Source organism: Actinosynnema sp. NPDC091369, from assembly GCF_044757065.1.
In the GTDB taxonomy this organism is placed as follows: Bacteria; Actinomycetota; Actinomycetes; order Mycobacteriales; family Pseudonocardiaceae; genus Actinosynnema.
On sequence record NZ_JBIVUG010000023.1, the window covers coordinates 25,528 to 46,717 of the forward strand.

General features: G+C 72.4%; 19 protein-coding genes. 12 read left to right on the top strand and 7 right to left on the bottom strand.

From position 1 onward, the window contains the following. The first annotated feature begins 6 nt into the window (after positions 1 to 6). From ACIQMJ_RS39580 to ACIQMJ_RS39590, 3 genes are read left to right on the top strand one after another with little or no spacing between them, the layout of a single operon-like run. The gene (locus ACIQMJ_RS39580; RefSeq protein WP_387499947.1) at positions 7 to 774 is read left to right on the top strand and encodes an ABC transporter permease; all 768 of its coding nucleotides are present in this window, start codon (positions 7 to 9) and stop codon (positions 772 to 774) included. Further along, entirely contained in the window at positions 771 to 1,577 is an 807-nt protein-coding gene (locus ACIQMJ_RS39585; protein ID WP_499766160.1) for an ABC transporter permease, read from the top strand. Before ACIQMJ_RS39580 ends, ACIQMJ_RS39585 begins: the two co-directional genes overlap by 4 nt. Continuing rightward, positions 1,574 to 2,455, top strand: coding sequence for an ABC transporter ATP-binding protein (locus ACIQMJ_RS39590; protein ID WP_499766161.1), 882 nt, complete (start codon positions 1,574 to 1,576; stop codon positions 2,453 to 2,455). The genes ACIQMJ_RS39585 and ACIQMJ_RS39590 overlap by 4 nt, the downstream gene beginning before the upstream one ends. 541 nt (positions 2,456 to 2,996) lie before the next feature. On the opposite strand, the gene ACIQMJ_RS39595 is transcribed toward ACIQMJ_RS39590, so the two are convergent. Further along, a complete protein-coding gene (locus ACIQMJ_RS39595) occupies positions 2,997 to 4,244 on the bottom strand; it encodes a 4-hydroxybenzoate 3-monooxygenase (protein WP_499766162.1) in 1,248 nt (415 codons plus the stop codon). Positions 4,245 to 4,324: 80 nt separating this feature from the next. Here ACIQMJ_RS39595 and ACIQMJ_RS39600 point away from each other — a divergent pair, with 80 nt between their 5' ends. From ACIQMJ_RS39600 to ACIQMJ_RS39620, 5 genes are all read left to right on the top strand, one after another. Continuing rightward, positions 4,325 to 5,413 (top strand): ABC transporter substrate-binding protein, encoded by a 1,089-nt coding sequence (locus tag ACIQMJ_RS39600; RefSeq protein WP_499766163.1) that lies wholly within the window; start codon positions 4,325 to 4,327, stop codon positions 5,411 to 5,413. 362 nt (positions 5,414 to 5,775) lie between these two features. After that, positions 5,776 to 8,814, top strand: coding sequence for a sensor histidine kinase (locus ACIQMJ_RS39605; RefSeq protein WP_499766164.1), 3,039 nt, complete (start codon positions 5,776 to 5,778; stop codon positions 8,812 to 8,814). After that, entirely contained in the window at positions 8,811 to 9,233 is a 423-nt protein-coding gene (locus ACIQMJ_RS39610) for a roadblock/LC7 domain-containing protein (protein WP_073890506.1), read from the top strand. The genes ACIQMJ_RS39605 and ACIQMJ_RS39610 overlap by 4 nt, the downstream gene beginning before the upstream one ends. 47 nt (positions 9,234 to 9,280) lie before the next feature. Next, a complete protein-coding gene (locus tag ACIQMJ_RS39615) occupies positions 9,281 to 9,877 on the top strand; it encodes a GTP-binding protein (RefSeq protein WP_053721146.1) in 597 nt (198 codons plus the stop codon). A gap of 70 nt (positions 9,878 to 9,947) precedes the next feature. Next, positions 9,948 to 10,700, top strand: coding sequence for a class I SAM-dependent methyltransferase (locus ACIQMJ_RS39620; protein WP_499766165.1), 753 nt, complete (start codon positions 9,948 to 9,950; stop codon positions 10,698 to 10,700). On the opposite strand, the gene ACIQMJ_RS39625 is transcribed toward ACIQMJ_RS39620, so the two are convergent. The 4 genes from ACIQMJ_RS39625 to ACIQMJ_RS39640 all read right to left on the bottom strand — a co-directional run bounded on the left by ACIQMJ_RS39625 (position 10,654) and on the right by ACIQMJ_RS39640 (position 14,716). Beyond that, positions 10,654 to 12,192, bottom strand: a complete 1,539-nt coding sequence (locus ACIQMJ_RS39625; protein WP_499766166.1) for a diguanylate cyclase domain-containing protein — start codon at positions 12,190 to 12,192, stop codon at positions 10,654 to 10,656. The two genes, ACIQMJ_RS39620 and ACIQMJ_RS39625, sit on opposite strands and share 47 nt — an antisense overlap. Before the next feature lie 113 nt (positions 12,193 to 12,305). Beyond that, entirely contained in the window at positions 12,306 to 12,770 is a 465-nt protein-coding gene (locus ACIQMJ_RS39630) for a hypothetical protein (protein ID WP_499766167.1), read from the bottom strand. Then, positions 12,736 to 13,368 carry an RNA polymerase sigma factor gene (locus ACIQMJ_RS39635; RefSeq protein WP_499766168.1) on the bottom strand — a complete coding sequence of 211 codons (633 nt, stop codon included), beginning with the start codon at positions 13,366 to 13,368 and terminating at the stop codon, positions 12,736 to 12,738. The genes ACIQMJ_RS39630 and ACIQMJ_RS39635 overlap by 35 nt, the downstream gene beginning before the upstream one ends. Before the next feature lie 148 nt (positions 13,369 to 13,516). Further along, on the bottom strand, positions 13,517 to 14,716 hold the full coding sequence (locus ACIQMJ_RS39640; RefSeq protein ID WP_499766169.1) for a S8 family peptidase: 1,200 nt from the start codon (positions 14,714 to 14,716) through the stop codon (positions 13,517 to 13,519). A gap of 76 nt (positions 14,717 to 14,792) precedes the next feature. On the opposite strand from ACIQMJ_RS39640, the gene ACIQMJ_RS39645 reads away from it, so the two are divergent. Genes ACIQMJ_RS39645 through ACIQMJ_RS39655 form a run of 3 tightly spaced genes read left to right on the top strand, consistent with a single transcriptional unit; the run spans position 14,793 to position 18,279 of the window. Continuing rightward, positions 14,793 to 17,408, top strand: coding sequence for a CHAT domain-containing protein (locus tag ACIQMJ_RS39645; protein ID WP_499766170.1), 2,616 nt, complete (start codon positions 14,793 to 14,795; stop codon positions 17,406 to 17,408). Between the two features lie 33 nt (positions 17,409 to 17,441). Next, on the top strand, positions 17,442 to 17,870 hold the full coding sequence (locus tag ACIQMJ_RS39650; protein ID WP_499766186.1) for a nucleoside deaminase: 429 nt from the start codon (positions 17,442 to 17,444) through the stop codon (positions 17,868 to 17,870). A 58-nt stretch (positions 17,871 to 17,928) separates the two neighbouring features. Beyond that, positions 17,929 to 18,279: a hypothetical protein gene (locus ACIQMJ_RS39655; protein ID WP_499766171.1), complete on the top strand. Its 351-nt coding sequence runs from the start codon at positions 17,929 to 17,931 to the stop codon at positions 18,277 to 18,279. A gap of 4 nt (positions 18,280 to 18,283) precedes the next feature. Here ACIQMJ_RS39655 and ACIQMJ_RS39660 read toward each other — a convergent pair whose 3' ends face one another. Then, the gene (locus ACIQMJ_RS39660; protein ID WP_499766172.1) at positions 18,284 to 18,643 is read right to left on the bottom strand and encodes an STAS domain-containing protein; all 360 of its coding nucleotides are present in this window, start codon (positions 18,641 to 18,643) and stop codon (positions 18,284 to 18,286) included. Positions 18,644 to 18,701: 58 nt separating this feature from the next. Next, on the bottom strand, positions 18,702 to 19,790 hold the full coding sequence (locus ACIQMJ_RS39665) for a carboxylate-amine ligase (protein WP_499766173.1): 1,089 nt from the start codon (positions 19,788 to 19,790) through the stop codon (positions 18,702 to 18,704). 111 nt (positions 19,791 to 19,901) lie between these two features. Between ACIQMJ_RS39665 and ACIQMJ_RS39670 the strand changes: the two genes are divergently transcribed. After that, positions 19,902 to 20,864 carry a DNA topoisomerase IB gene (locus tag ACIQMJ_RS39670; protein WP_499766174.1) on the top strand — a complete coding sequence of 321 codons (963 nt, stop codon included), beginning with the start codon at positions 19,902 to 19,904 and terminating at the stop codon, positions 20,862 to 20,864. Positions 20,865 to 21,190 lie beyond the last annotated feature (326 nt).

Here is a 21,190-nt window from a genome sequence, read left to right on the forward strand (position 1 = left end):
TTGCGCGTGCGTGCGCTCACCCGAGGACTGCTCGGTGTGGCCGGGTTCCTCGTCATCTGGGAGCTGTTCGGCCGGTCCCGGCTGGTTCCCTCGGAGTACTTGCCACCGCCGTCCGTCGTAGCGGTGGAACTCGTGAAGTTGTTGGGGGATGAGGCTTTCCTGCGGGACGTCATCGCGACCGTCCTCGCCGTGCTCATCGCCGTGGCGCTGTCGGTCGGGATCGCCGTCCCGCTCGGCCTCGTCCTGGGCAGCGTGGCGTCCGTCCGGCACGCCACCCGCGCCGTCGTCGAGTTCCTGCGCCCCATCCCGTCGGTGGCGCTGATCCCGCTCGCGGTGCTGCTGCTCGGCATCGGGCCGGAAACCAAGATCACCCTCGCGGTGTACGCGGCGATCTGGCCCATCCTGTTCAACACCATCTACGCGCTCGACGAGCTCGACCCCCTGCTGGTCGAGACCGCGCGCGCGTTCGGCTCCGGCCGGGTGCGCGTGCTGGCGTCGGTCGCCCTGCCCAGCGCGTTGCCGTTCGTGCTGACCGGCATCCGGCTCGCCGCCACGACGAGCCTGGTCGTGATCGTCAGCGTGGAGCTGCTGGAAGGCGGCTCCGGCGGCATCGGGCAGTACATCGCGATCGCGCGCAGCGGCGCGGGCCGGATGGACATCGTCCTGGCCGGCACGGTGGTCGCGGGCGTCATCGGCTACCTGCTCAACGAGGGGCTGGAACGCGCGCAGCGCCGCTGGGTCGGCTGGAGCGCGGTCACCGGAGGTCGGTCGTGAGTCGATTCCTTCAGCGGTGGGCGGTGTTCGCGGGCCTCGTCGTGGTCTGGGAACTGCTCACCTGGTACGCCGACGACACCTTCTTCCCCCGCCCCACCATGATCGCCGTGGCCGCGCACGACCTGTGGTTCTCCGGTCCGGCCGGTGACCTGTTCCTCACCGACACGGTGTTCGACCACGTGTTCCCGAGCATCGGCCGGCTGCTCGTCGGCTGGGGCGTCGCGGCCGTCGTCGGCATCTCGCTCGGCGTGGCGCTGGGCCGCTCGGACAAGGCCGCGGAGTACGTCGGGCCGCTGCTGACGTTCATGCGCTCGATCCCGCCGCCCCTGCTGGTGCCGGTGTTCCTGCTCGTGTTCAGCGTCGGCACCACCATGCAGCTCGCCACGATCATCTTCGGCGTGCTGTGGCCCATCCTGCTCAACAGCATCGACGGCGCCCGCTCCGTCGACGCCACGAAGTTCGAGACCTCGGCGGTGTTCCGCATCCCGAAGCCACAGTGGATCCTCGGTGTCGTCCTGCCCTCCGCGGCGCCGAAGATCTTCGCCGGGCTGCGGGTCTCCCTGTCGCTGTCGCTGGTGCTCATGGTCGTGTCCGAACTCGTCGGAACCGACAACGGGATCGGGTCGCAACTCCTCGTCGCACAGCGGGAGTTCGACTTCCCCGACATGTGGGCCGGGATCATCCTGCTGGGTGTCCTCGGCTATGCCCTCAACACCGTGCTCCTCTTCTTCGAGCGCAAGGCCCTTGCGTGGCAACCGAAGCAGGAGCGCACCCCCGCGACGGTGGAGGAAAAAGCAGTATGACCGCGATGCTCGAAGTGGCCGACCTCGGCCACACCTACCAGGCGAAGGACGGCGCGCACACCGCGATCGCCGACCTCTCGTTCACCGTCGGCACCGGAGAGCTGGTCTGCGTCGTCGGCCCGTCCGGCTGCGGCAAGTCCACGCTGCTGCGCACCATCTCCGGGCTGATCCGCCCCACCCGCGGCGAGATCAGCCTGCACGGCGACGAGGTCCGCGGCGTGCCCGACGACCTCGCCGTGGTGTTCCAGGACTACAGCCGCTCGCTGTTCCCGTGGTTGACGGTGCAGAAGAACGTCGAGTTCCCGCTGCGCCGCACCCTCGGTCGCGCCGAGCGCCGCGCCCGCGCGGCCGAGGCGCTGGAGTGGGTCGGCCTGTCGGCGGCCGGCCGCAAGTACCCGTGGCAGCTGTCCGGCGGCATGCAGCAGCGCGTCGCCATCGCCAGGGCGCTGGCCTACCGGCCCGCGCTGCTGCTGATGGACGAGCCGTTCGCCTCGGTGGACGCGCAGACCCGGTTCGAGCTGGAGGACCTGCTGCTGAAGGTCCGCACCGAGCAGGACACCACCGTGCTGGTGGTGACGCACGACATCGACGAGAGCGTCTACCTGGGCGACCGCATCCTGGTGCTCTCCACGTCGCCCGCGTCCGTGGTGGCCGACCTGAAGGTCGACCTGCCCGCCCAGCGCGACCAGATCACCACCCGCGAGTCCGAGGAGTTCGTCGCGCTGCGGGCCGAGGTGGCGCGGCTGCTCAACGTCGGCAAGACCTCCGAGGAGGTCCGGGCCCGGCGCAAGGCGAACGAGCAGCAGGCGGCGAAGTGGGCCGAGGCGGAGCGGGCGGAGGCTTCGCGCGCCGAGGCCGAGGAGCGCGCCACGACGTGACGGGCGCATTCCGGGACTAGGAACGCCGGACGGGCGATCCGCGGCTTGTCGGCCCTCTCAGGGGCGGCGCCGGGGGTCGCCCGTTGTCGTGCGCGGAGGTATCCGGCGCGGTTATGGGCGTGGGTTTCGACGGCGGTCGTTCACAACGATTGGACATCTTTCCCGCCGCGGGACGGGCCATCACCATGATCACCGCGCCGTCGCCGTTCGATTACGCGCCGTGCCCGCCAGCGCCTTTCCGACCCGCTTTGTGCGGACATTCCATCGGTTCTGCCTATGGCTCCGGTGGGCGCCGCGAGGATATCGACGGGCGCGTCGGGCCGTCCGCCGGATGGAATCGGAGGCTGATGCATCCGACAATGCCGGTGTGTCGCCGGGCGCGGCCGGATTTCGAATGGTCGCGGAATCCGGTCCGGCCATCGCCTTGTTCTCCGGGTCGGGCACATCGACGGGCCCGGGCGGAGAACAAGGCGTCGGTAAACCGGCCTTATCGCGGGGAGTTCCCGGGGAAACCGCCCCCGCTAATCGTGAGGTGTTCTGCTCAGGGCCCCACGTAGTTTTGGGCGAAATAGCCCGCGGACGAGCCGGAGGCGATGAGGTGTTCGAGCCTGGCTTGACCCAAACGGCTCAGGAACGGCTCCGGCGAACGGTGGATCATGAACACCATCCACTGCGAGAACTCCTGCGCACGCCACACGCGTCGCAGGCACACCTCGGAGTAGCTCCGCAGGCCCGTCTCATCACCCGTTCGGTGGTAGCGGGTCAGGGCGTCGGCGAGCACCTCGGCGTCGTGCAACGCGAGGTTCATTCCCTTCGCCCCCACCGGGGTGATGATGTGGGCGGCGTCGCCGAGCAGGTACAGGTTGCCGTGGTTCATTGGTTCGACCACGTGGCTGCGCATGTCCAGGATGCGCTTCTCGACGATGCGCCCTTCGGTCAGCTTCCAGTCGGAGTCCCGCAGCGCCAGCCGCTTGTGCAGCTCCGACCACACCCTCTCGTCGGGCCAGTTGTCCACCGTGTCGTCCACCGGGACCTGGAGGTAGTAGCGCGAGACCGTGGAACTGCGGAGCATATGACCCGCGAATCCGTCCGGGTGCAGCGCGTAAATCACCTTGTGGGTGGACGGCGGGGCCTCGGCCAGGACGCTCAGCCACTCGATGCCGTGCTGGTGGCTGAACTCCTGCACCGCGCCCGGCGGGATGCTGCGCCGCGTCACGCCGTGGAACCCGTCCGCGCCGGCGATGAACGAGCAGTCCAGCCGCTCGCGCGTCCCGTCGGCGTTCGTCCAGGTCAGGGCCGGTTCAGCGGTCTCTATGTCGTGCACCTGGACGTCCGTGACGGCCCACCGGACATCGCCTCCCCGTTCGTCGACGTAGTGCCGCACGAGGTCCTGGACGACCTCCTGCTGCGGGTAGATGTAGTGGGTCTGGCCGTCGTACAGGGTGGCGTAGTCCACCTCGTACGCCTCGCCGTTCACCCGGAATTCGCACGCGCCATGCCTGTCCGCCTCTTGGAGCAACCGGTCCGCGAGACCGTGCTCTGTCAACATTTGCACCGCGCGGTGCTCCAACACCCCGGCGCGCGGCCGGGTCTCGATGTACTCGCGGGTGCCTTTTTCCAGCACCACGCAGGGGATTCCGGCCTCGCGGAGCAGGTTCCCCAAGGTCAATCCCGCGGGGCCCGCTCCGACGATGCCCACCGGGCGCCGGTTGCTCTGTACGGCCCATTCCGCGTCAAGATCGCTCACCGCATACCCCAACCTCTGGACAGCCTGTGCAAAGATGCTCACCGAAGGTAGTGGATCAGCCTTCGAGTGTCGGTCGACTGGGGTCTTGCCGAACCGCTCGTGTCACTTTGAGTGGTTCCGCAGTGCCTCTGTCGCCCGTGCATCCTGCCCCCGCAAAGTCGTCACTCCAACAGGAGATGCCCCCCATGTCTCGAAGAGTCGGCCTCTCGGCACGAAGGATCTTCGGCGTTGTCTCCGCGGTCGCGATGCTCGCCGTCGTCTCCGGCTGCGGTCTGCTCGGTGGCTCCGAGGAGAAGCCCACCGACACCGCCGCGACGCCGGGCAAGGTCGAGAAGGCCACGATCACCGTCGGCCTGCTGAACATCCTCGACGTCGCGTCGGTCCACGTCGCGCAGCAGAAGGGTTACTTCAAGGACGAGGGTCTCGACCTCAAGATCGAGATCATCCAGGGTGGCGCCATGGCCATCCCGGGCCTGATCAACGGCAGCCTGGACTTCACCTTCGGCAACTGGGTGTCGTTCTTCGGCGCCGAGGCGAAGGAAGCCGCGAAGAGCGTCGACGGCCTGAAGCTGGTCAGCGACGGCTACCAGGCCAAGCCGGAGATGTTCCTGATCCTCGGCAAGTCGGACTCGCCGATCAAGTCCCCGAAGGACCTCGAGGGCAAGACCATCGCGATCAACACGTTCAAGAACATCGCCGAGCTCACCGCGAAGGCCACGCTGGAAGCCAACGACGTGGACCCCGCCAAGGTGACCTTCAAGGAGCTGCCCTTCCCGGACATGGAAGCGGCGGTGCAGAACGGCTCGGTCGACGCGGCGTTCATGGTGGAGCCGTTCATCAGCAAGGCGCAGCGCCAGAGCGGCCAGATCACCCTGCTCGACGCGGCGTCCGGCCCCACCGCGGACATCCCGATCGCGGGTTACGCCACGACCGGCAAGTTCCTGAAGGAGAACCCGAACACCGTCGCCGCGTTCCAGCGCGCGATGGCTAAGGGCCAGCGCGACGCGGCGGACCGCCCCACGGTCGAGCCGCTGCTCGTCGAGTACGCGAAGATCGACAAGGAAACCGCCAGCCTCGTGCACTTCGGCGAGTTCCCGACCACGCTCGACGCCACCCGCCTGCAGCGCGTGGCGGGCTTGATGCGAACCTACGGCTTGCTCGAGAAGGACTTCGACGTCAAGCCGATGTTGGTCGCCGCGTCGGGTAGCTGATCCGGTGGGGGAGCCCGTCGTCGGGGCCGGGCTCCCCCTCGGGTGTTTCCCGTTCGGGTCGAGGGTGTGAAATAACCATGACCGCCGGTTAGCGATCGTTTAGCGCGTCCAGGTGTGGCTCGCGCGACAATGGTTGATTCGCAAACTACCGGTCACCTCGTCCGAACGGCGGTATGACTCGGCGGATTTTTCCACCAAGATCCACCGGGTTTGTAGGGATGTGTCGTTTCACCGGGCTGGGGAGTGTGCTGACGGTGCGCGGTCACGACGACCACGCCTCCGGGAGAGATCCGGAGCGGATTCAACTCGACGCGGGCGCCGCTGGCAGCGGTCCGCCCGACTCGGGACCGAGCACAGGCGCCGTGCCCGCCGACCGGGGCGTGTCCCGGTGGCGACTGCGGAACTGGCGCCTGCGCAGCAAGCTGGCCGTGGTGCTCCTGGTGCCCGCGCTGAGCACGCTGACCCTCGCCGGGCTGAGGTTGAACACCCAGCTGGACGACGTGGAGCTGTTCGGCCAGGTCCAGCGGGAGCTCCAGCTGTCCGCCCAGGTGGCGGCGGTGTCCGACGCCCTGCAACTGGAGCGCGACGCCGCGGTCTTGTTCGTCGCGGGCGGTCGGCGGGACAACGCGGGCGAGCTGCAGACGCGGTCCAGCAAGGTCGACGCCGAGGTCGGCAGGCTGCGCGACGTCGCGGCCGCCACGACCGGCGTCGACGACGCGGTGCGCGAGTCGTTCCAGAAGTCGTTGCAGTCGCTGGACGGCCTCAACGCGCTGCGGAACACGGTGACCACCACCAAGTACCCGGACATCTCGGTGCACAGCGCCTACGGCCAGGTGCTGGCCGCGCTGGCGCAGGTGCACCGCGCCACCGCGAGCAGCCTGAGCAACGAGACGATCACGCCGCTGGCGGGCGCCAACCTCGCGCTGTACTCGGCGAAGGAGCAGCTGTCCCAGCAGAACTCGATCCTGCTGTCCGCGGCCAAGCGCGGCGAGTTCGCGCCCGGCCAGGCCAACGCGCTGCGCGCGGCGCAGTCCCGGCTGGACGCCGCGCTCACCGACTTCGCCAACACCGCGAGCCAGGAGAACCGCCAGCTGCTGTCGGACACCGTGTCCGGCACGCCGGTGGACGCCCGCAACAGCCTGGTGCAGCTCGCGCTGGTGCAGCAGAACGACACCAACGAGGTGTCCATTTCGGACGGCGACGTGATGGCCGTCGGCGAGCAGACCGCGGCGCTGCTGCGCGAGGTGTCGCAGGACATCGAGCGGCAGGCGGACAAGGCGTCGATCGAGCTGACCGAGGCGGCCCGCGCGTCCGCGTGGCGTGACGCGGCGCTGGTCGCGGCGGCGCTGGTGATCGCGTTCGCCCTCATGGCGTTCGTCGCCCGCTCGATGCTGACGCCGCTGCGCGTGCTGCGCCGCACCGCCCTGGACGTGGCCCGCAACCGCCTCCCGGACGCGATCAAGCGGATCCGGACGCACCGCGACCCGGCCCGCGCCGCGGAAGAGGCGCTCGTGCCGGTGCCGATCAACACGACCGAGGAGGTCGGCCAGGTGGCGCGGGCGTTCGACGCCGTGCAGCGCGAAGCCGTCCGCCTCGCGGTCGAGCAGGTGGCGCTGCGCGCGAACGTCAACGACATGTTCATCAACCTGTCCCGGCGCTCGCAGGCGCTGGTCGAGCGGCAGATCACCGTCATCGACCGGCTGGAGCAGGACGAGCAGGACCCCGACCAGCTGGCCAGCCTGTTCGAGCTGGACCACCTGGCCACCCAGATGCGCCGCAACAGCGAGAACCTGCTGGTGCTCTCCGGCACCACGGTCAACCGCCGCGTCACCCGGCCGGTGCCGATCTCCGAGGTGCTCGGCGCCGCGGTGTCCGAGGTCGAGAAGTACGCCCGGATCCAGATCGCGCCCGCGCCGGAGCTCAAGGTCCAGGGCCGCGTGGTCAACGACCTCGCGCACCTCATCGCCGAGCTGCTGGACAACGCGACCGCGTTCTCCAAGCCCACCACCAAGGTGACCGTGCGGGCGATCGAGACCCGGCGCGGCGAGGTGTCCATCCGCATCCACGACCGCGGTGTCGGCATGCAGGAGCAGGACGTCATCGAGGCCAACACCAAGCTCGCCGACCCGCCCGAGGTCGACGTGTCGGTGGCCCGCGAGATGGGTCTGTACGTGGTCGGCCAGCTCGCCAAGCGGCACAACATCCGGGTCACGTTGAGCAACAACGACGACATAGAGGGTGGCGTCACGGCCCAGGTCGTGCTCCCGGTCGACCTGCTGCACCGCGGCCCCGAGCCGGTCGCGCCCCGGCCGGCGCCCGCGGCGCTGCCGCAGCGCCAGGCCGTGCCGCAGCTGGAGGACAGCGGCGTCGGCGTGCTGGCCGGCGTGCCCAAGTGGACGCCGGAGATCGCGCCCGGCGGCTACGCCCCGCTGGACCTGCCCGCGACGACGGGCCCGCAGGTCGTGCACACGCACGAGGCGGAGCCCGGCGGGTTCTTCCAGGTCGAGCAGACCCCGGTGGACGACCTGTTCACCGCCACCGTGACCGAGACCGTGCCGCCGCCCGGCGACGAGGTGCCGGACTACTCCTACCCGCCGTCCGCCGCCGCGCCGGCCCCGCCCGCGCCCGCCGTGGTCGAGGAGGAGGACGACGCCTCCACCCAGCGGCTGCCGATCTACGAGGACGTGCTGTCGCGCTGGTTCCAGGGCGGCGAGTCCGAGGGCGGCGCCGTGCGGGGCGAGCTGGGCGAGCAGCAGCAGCAGCAGCCGGCCGCCGCGCCGCCGGAGACCGCGTCCGAGAGGACGATGTTCGCCGACCGCGCCGAGCTGATGGGCATGGACGGCGGCGGCCACGAGGGCACCGCGTCGGAGCAGACCGCGTACACCGACCGGTCGGACCTGATCACGTCGCCCGCGCCGATCGCCAAGCCGACGCCGCCCGCGCCGCGCGGTTCCACCCCGGCCGGTCTGCCCAAGCGCGAGCCCGCGCCGTCGGCGATCCCCTCGTCCGGCGCGTCGTCGGCGCCCGGCTGGGGCGCGGCGGCGGACGACAGCTGGACGGCGGCGTCCAGCGCGCTCAAGGCGCCCGTGGACGACACGACCACCGCGGGCCTGCCCAAGCGGGTGCCCAAGGCGCGCCTGATGCCCGGGTCGCTCTCCGCGCCCGCGCCGCGCGCCGGTGCCGCCCCGGCGGCGCAGCCCGCCAACGGCGCCACGTCGGCGGGCGTGGCGACCGCCGCGCCGCCGCGCCGGTCCGCCGACCGGTTGCGCCAGCGCTTCGCCACCTACCAGCGTGGTGTGCAGCTCGGCCGCCAGGCGGGTGAGGACACCGGCCTGCCCTGGGAAGGCCCGTCGTTCGGCAACGAGGACAACACCGGTAATCAGACCAAGGAGCAGAAGTGACCACCGCAACCGAGGAACTCGACAACTTCAGTTGGCTGGTCGATGACTTCGTCGCCCGGGTCGCGGGCGTCGCGCACGCGATCGTGGTCTCCGCGGACGGCCTGTTGCTCGCGTCCTCGGAGCGGTTGCCGATCGACCGCGCCGAGCAGCTCGCGGCGGTCGCGTCGGGCCTGGTCAGCCTCAACCTCGGCGCGGCGCGCTGCTTCGAGGCGGGCGACGTCAAGCAGACCGTGGTGGAGATGGAGCGGGGCTACCTGTTCCTGATGTCGATCAGCGACGGCTCGTGCCTGGCCGTGCTGGCCGCACCCAACTGCGACATCGGCCTGATCGGCTACGCCATGACGCGGCTGGTCGAGCGGGTCGGCGTCCAGCTCACCCCGGAGATCCGCTCGCAGCTGCACGTCGCCATGCGCGGCTGAGGTCCCACCACCCGGCGAGGTCCTACTACTAGGGAAAGCAGAGCAACATGAGCGGTGGCGCTCCCGGACGGCCGGGGTCACCCGCGGCGAGCCTGACCGTCACGTCGACGAAGATCGTGGTGGCCGGCGGGTTCGGTGTCGGCAAGACGACCTTCGTCGGGTCGGTGTCGGAAATCGTGCCGCTGACGACCGAAGCGGTGATGACCGAGGCCAGCGTCGGCGTGGACGACCTGTCGGCGACGCCCAACAAGATGACCACCACGGTGGCCATGGACTTCGGCCGGGTGTCGCTGGACAGCGACCTGATCCTCTACCTGTTCGGCACCCCGGGCCAGCACCGGTTCTGGTTCATGTGGGACGACCTGGTGCGCGGCGCGATCGGCGCCGTCGTGCTGGTCGACACCCGCAGGCTGTCGGACGCGTTCGCCTCGATCGACTTCTTCGAGGACCGCGAGCTGCCGTACGTGGTGGGCGTGAACTGCTTCGACGGCCTGCTGCACCACCGCATCGAGGACATCCGGGAGGCGCTGACGATCGACCAGTCGGTGCCGATCGTGCCCTGCGACGCGCGCAACCGGCAGTCGACCAAGCAGACGCTGATCACGTTGGTGCAGCACGCCATGCGGCAGCCGACGTTCGCCTGATCCACCGCGCGGCGGGCCGCGACCGGAAAACCGGTCGCGGCCCGTTGCCGTGCGGGGCACACTCGGCCGGGTGGCGGACGCCTTCGAGGACCCGGACCTGGCCGCTTACTACGACGTGATCAACCGGTGGGGCGACGACAGCCGCTTCTACCTGGACCTGGTGCTGGCCGCGGACTCCGTGCTGGACGTGGGCTGCGGCACGGGCATGCTGCTCAAGGGGGCGCGCGCCGCCGGGCACCGCGGCCGGCTGGTCGGGCTCGACCCGGCCGAGGGCATGCTGCGGCAGGCGCGGGACGCCGCCGACGTCGACTGGGTGCGCGGCGACCTGGGCACGGTGTCGTTCGACGGCGAGTTCGACCTGGTCGTGATGACCGGTCACGTGTTCCAGGTCTTCCTCACCGACGACGAGGTGCGCGCGCAGCTCACCGCCGTCCACCAGGCGCTCAGGCCGGACGGCCGGTTCGCCTTCGAGACCCGCGACCCCGGCGCGCGGGCCTGGGAGCGGTGGACTCCCGAGAACGGCACGGACATCGTCGGCGCCGGCGGCGAGCGGGTGCGCGTCGAGCACCGCGTGGAGAGCGTGGTGGACGGCGTGGTGTGGCTGACCGAGACGTTCAGCAGCCCCGACTGGCCGGAACCGCGCGTGGACCGGGGCGGGCTGCGGTTCATGACCGCGGGCGAGGTCGACGCGGTGCTGCGGGAGACCGGGTTCGAGGTGGCCGAGCGCTACGGCTCCTGGGACCGGAGCCCGTCGACCGGCGGGAGCCGCGAGATCATCACGATCGCACGACCAGGTCCGCCTCCGGCAGCCGGCCGTCGCTGACGACCAGCGCGCCGGCCGCCCGCACGAGCGGCAGCACGGCGGCCAGCGCCTTGTGCGCCAGCGCCTCCTCCGGCGGCACGTCCGGTTCCACGCCGTGCAGCCCGTGCCGCTGCACGGCGGACAGCTCGGGCAGCGCGAACGTGAAGTCGTGCAGCAGCAGCCGCACTCCCATGCCCGCCAACGCGAGCAGGTTGTCCTCGACGGCGTCCGGGTCCTCGGCGAGGGCGCGCGCGGACAGGCTCAGCCACAACCGCTCCGGCGCGACGCCGCCGGCGCGGATCGCCTCCGCGACCGGCGCGGTCAGGTCCGGGTCGCGCGACTGGTCCGGTGACAGGTGCGCGAGCACCGGCACGTCCTCGGACGCGGCGAAGCCGCACGCCTCCTCCAGCACCCACTCGGCCAGCCGGCCGCCGATGCCGAGCTCGTCGGCGAAGCGCAGGCACTCGTGGTGCGACACCGGGCCGTACTCCGCCTCGTGCCACCGCAGCCGGGCCGCGAACGCGACCCGTTCGCCGTGCCGCTCCACCGGCAGGTAGTCCAGCGCGATCTCGCCGTTCTGCAACGCGCCCGGCATGGTCGCGATCAACGAGAGCCGGGCCCGGTCGCGGGCGTCCTGCCCGGCGTCGTAGATGCCCCACTGGCCCTTGCCGCCGGTCTCCGCGCGGCGCAGCGTGCTGTGCGCCTGGCGCAGCAGCGCCATCGCGTCCGAACCGCGGGCCGACGTGCGCACGAAACCCATGCCCGCGGACACGCCGACGCCGTGCCCGGCCAGGTGCACCGGCTCGACCAGCGCGGCCTCGATCGCCTCGGCCAGCGCGGAGATCCCGGGCGTGGTGGGCGAGTCCTCGATCAGCACGACGAACTCGTCACCGCCGATGCGCGCGACCGTGGCGTTCTCACCGGCCACCACCTCGGTCAGCCGCCTCGCCACGACCTTCAGCAGCTCGTCGCCCGCCTCGTAGCCGAGGCCGTCGTTGACGATGGCGACGCTGTCCACGTCCAGGTAGCACAACGTGATCGAGCCGGGCCGGCCCAGCGCCTCCTCCAGCCGGGGCAGGAAGCTCTGCCGGTTCGGCAGCCCGGTCAGCACGTCGTGCAGGGCCTGGTGGCGCAGGTAGTCGCTCAGCACCCGCTGCTCGGTGGTGTCCTCGACCACGGCGACGTGCCAGCGCGGCCCGCCGTCGGGGGCGCGCACCACCGACAGCGCCACGGTCGTCCACATCGGATCGCCGGCCGCGTCGGTGAACTGCCGCTGCACCCGGACCCCGTCCGCGTCGGGCGGCGCGGCGCCGACCAGGCCCGCCAGGTCGGCAGGGGACAGCATGGCCTCCAGCGCCGGGTTGGCACCCACCAGCGCGCCGCGGCCGTCGAAGATCGCGATGCCCGCCGTGGAGCCGACGAAGACCTGCCGGAACAGCTCCGGCAGTGCCCACGCCTCGACGGCCGCGGGGGCGATCCCCTCGGCCGGGGCGACTCGGGCGGGCTCGGTCATGTGGGCGGTGCGGCGGTGGGTGGAGCAGGGGGGCGAAGATCAGGTCAGTGCATCTTCCGGACCACCGGCCACCGCCGTCAAGGTTTCACCCGACCGGGTCTCACCCGATCGGATCACACGCAGACCCAGTCGGTCATCACCGTCGTGCCGCCGACCTCGCAGCGGAACCGCACCGGGCCCGACGGCGGCGGGCCGAGCAGGAACATGCCCAGCTCGTCCAGCTCCGCCTCCTCGACCGGCCCGGTCGGCGTGACGAGCTCGACCCGGCCCGGTCCCGCCGGCAGCACCTGGCCCGCGACACCCGCCTCGGTCACCTCGACCTGCACCGACACGCCCTCGGCGTCGAACACGAGCTGCCGCGCGGTCTGCGCGGCCCGCGCCCGCACCGCCAGCTCCGCGTCCAGCACCGAGTCGTAGGTGGTCAGCGCCCGCAGCTCGGCGTCGACCGTGCGCCACGTGAACGCGGCGCGGGCGGCTTCGAGCAGGTGCTCGGGCACGTCGCGCGCCTCGGCGAGCGCCTCGCCCAGCTCCCGCAGCAGCACCTCATCGCTTTCCCACCCCGGATCGTCCCTCAACACCGACCACACCTCCTCCGCCCACCGGCCGCGGGTCGACCAGCTTCAGCACCGCGGGAGTCTTGCGCAACTTCTCCAGGCACCTGACCCGGGTGGGCCCGATGCTGCCCACCGGCACACCCAGCTCCTCGCCGACCTCCGCGTAGCTCGGCGGCGGGTCGGCCATGAGCTTGGCCAGCAACACCCGGCACTGCTCGGACAACGAGCCGAAGCCCTCGCGCAGCGCCTGCCGCCGCTGGGCGGCCTCCAGCTCCTCGTCCAGGTCCGCCACCGCGTCGTCCGGGCTCGCCGGCTCGTCCTCCGACTGCGGGTCGTACGGCTGCGTGCGGTGCTGCACCCGCAGCAGCCGCAGGCACTCGTTGCGCGCGGTCGTGGCGATCCAGCCGGGCAGCGCGTCCGCCTCGCGGAGCTTGCCGAGCTGCTCCACCAGCCGCAGCCACACGGTCTGGTGCACGTCGGCCACGTCCGCGTGGCGCAGCCGGTGCCGGTGCACCACCGCCAGCACGAGGGGCGTGAAGCGCACGACGATCTCGTTCCACGCGCGCTGGTCGCCCTCCGCCGCCGCGCTCACGAGCTCGGCGATGGGGGATGCAGGGGTCACGTCCCCTCCTCTTGTCCAGGGGATGCTGCGCACGGGCCCCGGCCGGATCCGGCACGGACCCACGCCGGGTCACGGACTTCGCACTCTTCGCTGCCACACACTACGGAGGCGCGACCCGTCCGCCAGATACACGCGTCGCGCGATCGGGTTATTCGACGAGGACGCCGTAGCCGAGGAAGAACTCCGGCTTGCCGCCGAGCAGCTTGTTCCGCGCCTCGACCGCCGACAACCCGTGCTGGGTCATCGTCGCGGCGATCCGCCCGGCCACGTGCGGCGCGGCGAACGACGTGCCCAGCCAGTAGGCGAACCGGTCGTAGACGTCCACCGGCAGGTCGGGCAGCTCCCACCGGCCCTTCAGGTAGGTGCTGGTCCGGTTGCCGACCGCGCACGCGTCGACCCAGTGCCCGTGGTTGGCGTAGCAGGCGGGCGTCAGGACGCCGTTGAGGTCCCGGGCCACCGCGGACACGCCCACCACGTTCTGCAGGGCGGCGGGCCAGGTGGGCCGGGTGGTGCCCTGGTTCGCCGCGGACGCCACCACGACCACGCCCTGCGGCAGGGCCTCGATCGCCTGGCGCACCGGCTCGGAGGCGGTGTCGTCCTGGGTGAAGCAGCCCATCGAGATGTTGACGACCTGCACCTTCTCGTCGAACGACGACAGCGCCGCGACGAACTGCTCCTCGGTGCCCAGCCCGATCGGGTCCAGCGCCTTCTCCGGGTCGAACCGCACGCCCGGCGCCGCCTGCCGGATCACGCCCGCGACGAACGTGCCGTGCCCGCCTTCGAGCGCGAACACGTCGTCGTGCGCGTAGGCCGCGTCCACGTCCTCCGCCTTGGGCAGGAACGCGTCGCCCAGCCACAGCGGGTGGTCCACGGCCGCGGTCGCGGAGATGCCCGTGTCGACGATGCCGACGACCACGCCCTTGCCGTGCCCGGTGGTGGCCGGGTCCGGGTCGGCCAGCGGCTGGCCCACCTTCGGCGGCTGGCCCGGGTTGCCGTGCATGTTGCCGCCGTGGCCGACCAGCACGTGGTGCGGCTGCACGAACGGCACGCGCTCACCCGGCCACTGCCTCGGGTCGCGCAGCAGGCGCACGATCTCCGGGATGTCGTCGGGGGTGCGCGGCACGAGCAGCCGGCTCATCCGGGCGAAGTCCCGACCCCGGACGGTGCCGATGTTGTTCTGCGCGAGCTTGCGGCTCACCCGGTCGACGTCCTCGGGGATGGTCAGCAGCTCACCGGAGACGAAGAGGAACTCGCGCCCGCGCTCGGGGTGCAGCCGGTAGCTCTTGTGCGCTCGGATGGCCTGGTGGAACGCTTCTTGGTACAGCTCGGAGCGATCGGGTTCGGACACCGAGACCTCACAGCAGCGTCGACAGGTGCTGAGCCTGAGCAAGCTACCACAGCGCCGCTGGTAATAAGGTGGGTTCGTGGCAGGGGTTTCCGCCGCCGCAGCGCTGGAAGCCCGGCAACGGGACCCGCGCGCGGCGATCGAGATGGGTCGGTCCGCGCTGCGGGCGGCGAGGGCGTCGGGGGACGACGAGGAAGCCTCCGCCGCCGAACGCGCCATCGGTCTCGCGTGGCGGGAGCTGCACGACTTCGACGCGGCGCTGCGCCACCTGCGGCGCGCCGTGCGGACCGCCGAACGGGCGGGGTCGGCGCGCGCGGCGGCGCTGGCCCGGATGAGCCTGGCGTTCGTGCTGTCCAACACCGGGCGGCACGCGCAGGCGCTGCGCGCGATCAACGAGGCCCTGCCGCACCTGCGCGGCGTCGACGCGGGCAGCGGCCGGATGCAGCGGGGACTGGTGCTGCACTACCTGTGCCGCTACGACGAGGCGCTGCGCGAGTACAACGGCGCGATCGAGGTGGTGCGCCGCTTCGGCGAACGGCTCGTGGAGGCGCGGGCGCTGAACAACCGCGGGCTGCTGCGCGCCTACACCGGCGGCCTGCGCGCGGCCGACGAGGACTTCGACCGCGCCGCCGTGCTCTACCAGGACCTGGACCAGGCGCTGGCCGTGGCCGACGTGCGGTGGAACGCGGGCATCTCGGCGTCGCGCGCGGGCGACGTGCCGCGGGCGTTGACGATGTTCGCCGAGGCCGAGCGCGAGTACCGGCGGCTGGCCGTGCCGCGGCCCGCGCTGCTGATCAACCGGCTGGAGCTGCTGGTGTCCGTGCCGCTGCTGGAGGAGGCGCGGGCGGCGGCCGACCGGGCGCTGGAGGAGCTGGGCGGCGACCTCGTGCTCGCCCGGTCCGAGGCGCTGTTCTACCGGGCCCGGGTCGCGCTGCTGGAAGGCGACCTGGACCGCGCGGTGGAGTTCGCGGTCGCCGCGCGCAAGGGGTTCCGCCGGGAGAAGCGCGACGTGTGGGCCGAGGGCGCGCGGCACGTGGAGCTGCGCGCGGCGTACCTGAGCGGGCAGCGGACCAGGGCGCTGGTGGCGGCGCTGACCCGGGTGGCGTCCCGGCTCGACGCGCTGGGCTGGCGGATGGCCGGGCTGGAGGCGCGGGTCGACGCGGCGCTGGTCGCCCGCGACCTCGGCGACCGCACCCGCGCCGTGGCGGAGCTGACCACGGCGGGCGCGGCCCGGCGCGGCGGCCCGGCGGCGCACCGGGTGCAGGGCTGGTACGCCGAGGCGTTGCGGCGCGACCTGCTCGGCAACGCGCGGGGCGCGCAGATCGCGCTGCGGCGCGGGCTCGTGCTGCTGGACGACTACCGGGTGTCGCTGGGCGCGACCGAGCTGCGGGCGCTGACCGGCGCGCAGGGCGCGGCGCTGGCCTCGGAAGGACTGCGCACGGCCGTCGCGGGCGGTCGGGCCGGACGGGTGCTGAGCTGGGCGGAGGCGTGGCGGGCCGGCGCGCTGCGGATGACGCCCGCCCGACCGCCGGAGGACTCCGGGCTCGCCGACGCGCTGGCCGAGCTGCGGGCGGTGACCGCGGACCTGGAGGCGGCGTCCACGGCCGGGCGGCCGACGACCGCGCTGCGGCAGCGGCAGGTGCGCGGCGAGCAGCGGGTGCGCGAGCTGACCCGCCGCACCGGCGGCGGCGGTGCGGTGTTCAAGCCGCCCGAGGTGGGCGAGCTGGCGCGGGCGCTGGGCACGTCGGCGCTGGTGGAGTACGTCGACCACGACGGCGCGTTGCTGGCCGTGGTGGTGGCGGGCGGTCGGGCGTCGCTGCACCGGCTCGGCCCGCTCGACGGCGCGCTGCGCGAGCTGCGGCTGCTGCGGTTCGCGCTGCACCGGCTCGTGACGCTGCCCGAGCACGTCGACCGCACGGCCGTGCGCGCGGGCGCCGAGCACGCCGCCAAGCTGCTCCAGGACCGGCTGCTGGAGCCGCTGCGGCGGCGGCTGGACGACCGGCCGCTGGTGCTCGCGCCGACCGGGCGGCTGGGCGGCCTGCCGTGGTCGGCGCTGCCCGCGTGCCGTGGCCGCGCGGTCACCGTCGTGCCGTCGGCGACGGTGTGGCTGCGCGCCACCACGTCCACCCTGGTGTCGCACCATCGCGCGGTCCTGGCGGCGGGGCCCCGGTTGCCGGCCGCGCCGACCGAGATCGCCGCCATCGCGGCGCTGGGCCGGGCCTCCGCCTCGGTGCTCGTCGACGAGGCGGCGACGGTGGACGCGGTCGCGTCCGCGATGGACGGCGCGCCGCTGGCGCACGTGGCCGCGCACGGCTCGTTCCGCGCGGACAACCCGCTGTTCTCCGCGCTGGAACTGGCCGACGGCCCGCTGACCGTCTACGACCTCGAACGGCTGCGCACCCCGCCCGCCCGGGTCGTGCTGTCGGCGTGCGACTCCGGCCTGTCCGCAGTGCGGCCCGGCGACGAGCTCATGGGGTTCACCGCGGCGCTGCTCGGGCTCGGCACGCGCACGCTGGTCGCGCCGGTCATCCCCGTGCCCGCCGAGGTGACCACGCCGCTCATGGTCGACCTGCACCGCAGGCTCGACGCGGGGCAGACGCCGTCGGTGGCGCTGGCCGGCGCGCAGCAGGCGCACCGGGAGGACGGCGACGCCGCGTTCGCCGCGAGCGCCGGGTTCCTGTGCTTCGGCGCGTGACGCCGTAGGTTGGCGGACGTGGACGAACACGACATGTTGGCGGTGGCGGTGGCCGAGGCGCGCGCCGGGCTCGCCGAGGGCGGCATCCCGATCGGCGCGGCGCTGTTCTCCGCCGACGGGGAACTCCTCGGCCGCGGCCACAACCGGCGCGTGCAGGACGGCGACGCGTCCACGCACGCCGAGACCGCCGCGTTCCGGGCCGCGGGCAGGCGGGCCACGTACCGCGGCACCGTCATGGTCACCACGCTGTCACCGTGCTGGTACTGCAGCGGGCTCGTTCGCCAGTTCGGGATACCCCGGGTGGTGATCGGTGAGGCCCGCACCTTCCACGGCGGTCACGACTGGCTCGCCGAGCACGGCGTCGCCATCACCCTGCTGGACGACGACGAGTGCGTCCGGATGATGACCGACTTCATCGCCGCCAAGCCGGAGCTGTGGTTCGAGGACATCGGCCAGGATTAACGCGCCGCGCCGCGCGACGACACAATCCCGACACGGGCCGACGCCACCATCGTCGGGCATGGAACCGTGGCACGTCGACGAAACGCTCGACTCGCTGGTGCTGGCCGAAGGCGCGGTGGCGGTGGAGGTGCCCGCCAGCTGGGGCTCGGAGGTCAGCACCCACCTGCGCTCCGCCGGACCGCTCGGACCCATCCTCGCCATCCCCGGCCCGCGCCTGCGCTGGCTGTTCCTGGCCAGACCCGACCCCGAGCCCGAACCGCGCCACGTGCCGCCACCGGACGTCCGCTACTGGCACGGGCCGCGCCGCATCCCGGCGGCCGCGTCGCGGTGGGTGGTGCCCCCGGCGGGCGCACTGCCCCCGGTGGGGGCGGTGCGCTGCGCCATCAGGACCGTCCGCCGGTTCCTGTAGGGCCCTACAACCGGGTCAGGGCCTCGTCCACGGAACCGACGACGGTGAACACCGAGCTCAACCCGGTCGCCTCGATCGGGCGCTGCGTCGCCCGGCTCGTCGCCACCAGCACCAGCGGGATGCCCAGGGCACTCGCCCGCTGGTTGCCGACGACCAACGACTCCAACCCGGCCGAGCCGAGGAAGCGCACCCCACCGAGGTCCACCACCACACCCCGCACGTTCTCGACCAGGTGCTCGGTGAGCGGCCTGGTCAACTCCTCCGCGCTGCTCGTGTCCAACTCGCCCGACACGTGCAGCACCACCACGCCGTCCGCTGGTCTGTCGACCCGCACGGAAGCAAGCGTCGCCGCGGGTTCTGGCACGCCGGTACTCCTCTCACTCAGCGACGCCGGCGCGGCGTCGAAATCTCCACGGTAGACCTCAGTCGGCCGCACGGACCGTCTCGGCCAGGACCAGGTCGACCAGACCTCGGGCGTCGGGCGAACCACCGAACGCCCGGCGCTGCCGCGCCGCACCGCTGCCGTGCGCCCCGAGCCACGTCACGTGATCCTCCACAGTGGACAGCGCCGAGGCGTCCGCGAGCGCGCCCGCGCACCACGACACCAGCTCTGCCACCAGGTCCCGGGCCGGCACCAGGTTGCCCGTGCGGGGATCGACCGCCAAGCCGTCCACGCCGTCGCGCGCGGCACGCCAGTAGGCGGCGCGCAACAGCACGTCGTCCACCCGGTCCGGCTCGCCCGACTCGGCGGCCGTGCGGGCGAACGCCCGGATGATCTCCGCGATGACGATCGCGTCCCGCGCCGTCAGCGGGATGTCCGAGACCCGCACCTCGACCGTCGGGTGCTGCACCGACGGCCGCACGTCCCAGTAGACCATCCCCTGGTCCAGCAGCACCTCGGTGCCTTCGAGGGTGCGCACCAGCCGGTCGTACTCGTCGGCGGACCCCAGGTGCGGCGGCGGGCCGCTGATCGGCCACCGCGACCACACGATCGAACGCCAACTCGCGTACCCGGTGTCCTCCGCGTGCTCGATCGGGGAGTTCGCGCTCAGCGCCAGCAGCGTCGGCAACCACGGCCGCAGCGCGTTCGACACCTTGATCGCCACGTCCTGGTCGGGCACGCCCACGTGGACGTGCATCCCGCAGACGCCCTGCCCGCCGATGATCTTGCGGTGCGAGTGCTCCATCATCCGGTAGCGGCGGTCGTCGGTGCCCGGCGGCGGCCCCAGCGTGCCGATCGGCGGGATCGCCGAGGCCAGCAGCCGGCAGCCCGCCGCGTGCGCGGCCTTCGCCAGGTGCACCCGACCCGCCAGCACCTGCTCCGCCAGCTCCTCGGCGGTCTCGCACACCGGCGTCGCGACCTCGATCTGGAACGGCGTGAGCTCCCGTTGCACGTCGTGGCCCGCACCCGCGTGCTGCGCCACCGACTCGGCCAGGGGCACGGGTCGGCGGGATTCGGGGTCGACGAGGAGGAACTCCTGCTCGACGCCGACGGTCCACGGCTCGGTCATGCCGGTCCCATACCCACTCGGCCGGGAGTTCAACCACCGACTTGCCACACGTTCGGCGGACGGCGACCCACCGCGTCGTTTCACCGCGTCGCCCCCGGGAACCTCGCCGGGGTGAGATTGCGCCGCAGTGATCCGTCCGGCCCCGGCTGGCGCCGCCGCGCCCGGGGCCGCGGCTTCAGCTACACCGACGTCGACGGCCAGCCGCTACCGCCCGACGAGGTGGCCCGCGTCAAGTCCCTGGTGATCCCGCCCGCGTGGCGCGAGGTCTGGGTGTGCCCGCACCCGAACGGCCACATCCAGGCGGTCGGCACGGACGCGGCCGGGCGGCGGCAGTACCTCTACCACGAGCGGTGGCGGCAGGACCGGGACGAGGAGAAGCACGAGCGGGTGCTCGCCCTCGCGCCGCTGCTGCCGGGGTTCCGGGCGGAGCTGGCGCGGGAGCTGCGGGGGCGGGGGCGGTCGCGGGAGCGCGTGCTGGCGGTGGCGCTGGCCGTGCTGGAGCAGGGCGTGTTCCGGGTGGGAGGGGAGACGTACGCGGCGGACAACGGGACGCACGGGGTGGCGACGTTGTTGTGCTCGCACGTGGCGGTGCGGGGGTCCACCGTGGACTTCTGCTACCCGGCGAAGGGCGGGATCCAGTTCACGACGGAGGTGGAGGACCCGTCGTTGGCGCGGGCGGTCCGGGGGTTGCTGCGGGGGAGGGGCGAGGAGGAGCGGCTGCTGGTCGACGAGCGGGGGTGCGCGGTGGGGTCGGATGACGTGAACGAGCGGTTCAAGGAGATGGTCGGTGCGGAGTTCTCGGTGAAGGACCTGCGGACGTGGCACGCGACGGTGCTGGCGGCGGCGGCGTTCGCGCGGGAGGGTCGGCCGGAGACGAAGCGGGGGCGCAAGCGGGTGGAGGCGGAGGTGATGCGGGAGGTCTCCGAGCACCTGGGCAACACCCCGGCCGTCGCCCGCAAGTCCTACGTCGACCCGCGGGTGGTGCGGTTGTTCCACGAAGGGGTGGTGATCAGACCGAAGTCGGCTGATCGTGAGACAGTGGAACGTGCCGTGCTGCGGTTGTTGAAGAAGTGAGTCCCACTCGCTTTTGATGCGTTTTCCCAGCTCGGCACTGCGGTCGGGTCACACTTATGGGTGATCAACGGCCGAAAATGTACGGAAACACTGTTACCGCCCCTCGGTTAAAACCATGAGGAGCCCCCGCCGACCACAATCCCGCTCACCCACGCCACCGCAACACCACACACCCACCCCCGGTCGACCCCCACCCCACTCCCGCCGGCGACCACCAGCCCCTACCGCCCGTGCTCGACCTCGCCAGCCCACGCCCCACACCTCGCGCCACACACCCTCGCGCGCGCCTACACACCCGCCCGCGCGCCCTCGCGCCTTCGCGCCGA

Bases quoted from the DNA above. Each gene is read 5' to 3' on its own strand.
- ACIQMJ_RS39655 (WP_499766171.1), top strand. From the start codon at position 17,929: ATGGAACCGTGGCACGTCGACGAAACGCTCGACTCGCTGGTGCTGGCC.
- ACIQMJ_RS39665 (WP_499766173.1), bottom strand. From the start codon at position 19,790: ATGACCGAGCCGTGGACCGTCGGCGTCGAGCAGGAGTTCCTCCTCGTC.
- ACIQMJ_RS39615 (WP_053721146.1), top strand. From the start codon at position 9,281: ATGAGCGGTGGCGCTCCCGGACGGCCGGGGTCACCCGCGGCGAGCCTG.
- ACIQMJ_RS39650 (WP_499766186.1), top strand. From the start codon at position 17,442: ATGTTGGCGGTGGCGGTGGCCGAGGCGCGCGCCGGGCTCGCCGAGGGC.
- ACIQMJ_RS39590 (WP_499766161.1), top strand. From the start codon at position 1,574: ATGACCGCGATGCTCGAAGTGGCCGACCTCGGCCACACCTACCAGGCG.
- ACIQMJ_RS39625 (WP_499766166.1), bottom strand. From the start codon at position 12,192: ATGACCGAGCCCGCCCGAGTCGCCCCGGCCGAGGGGATCGCCCCCGCG.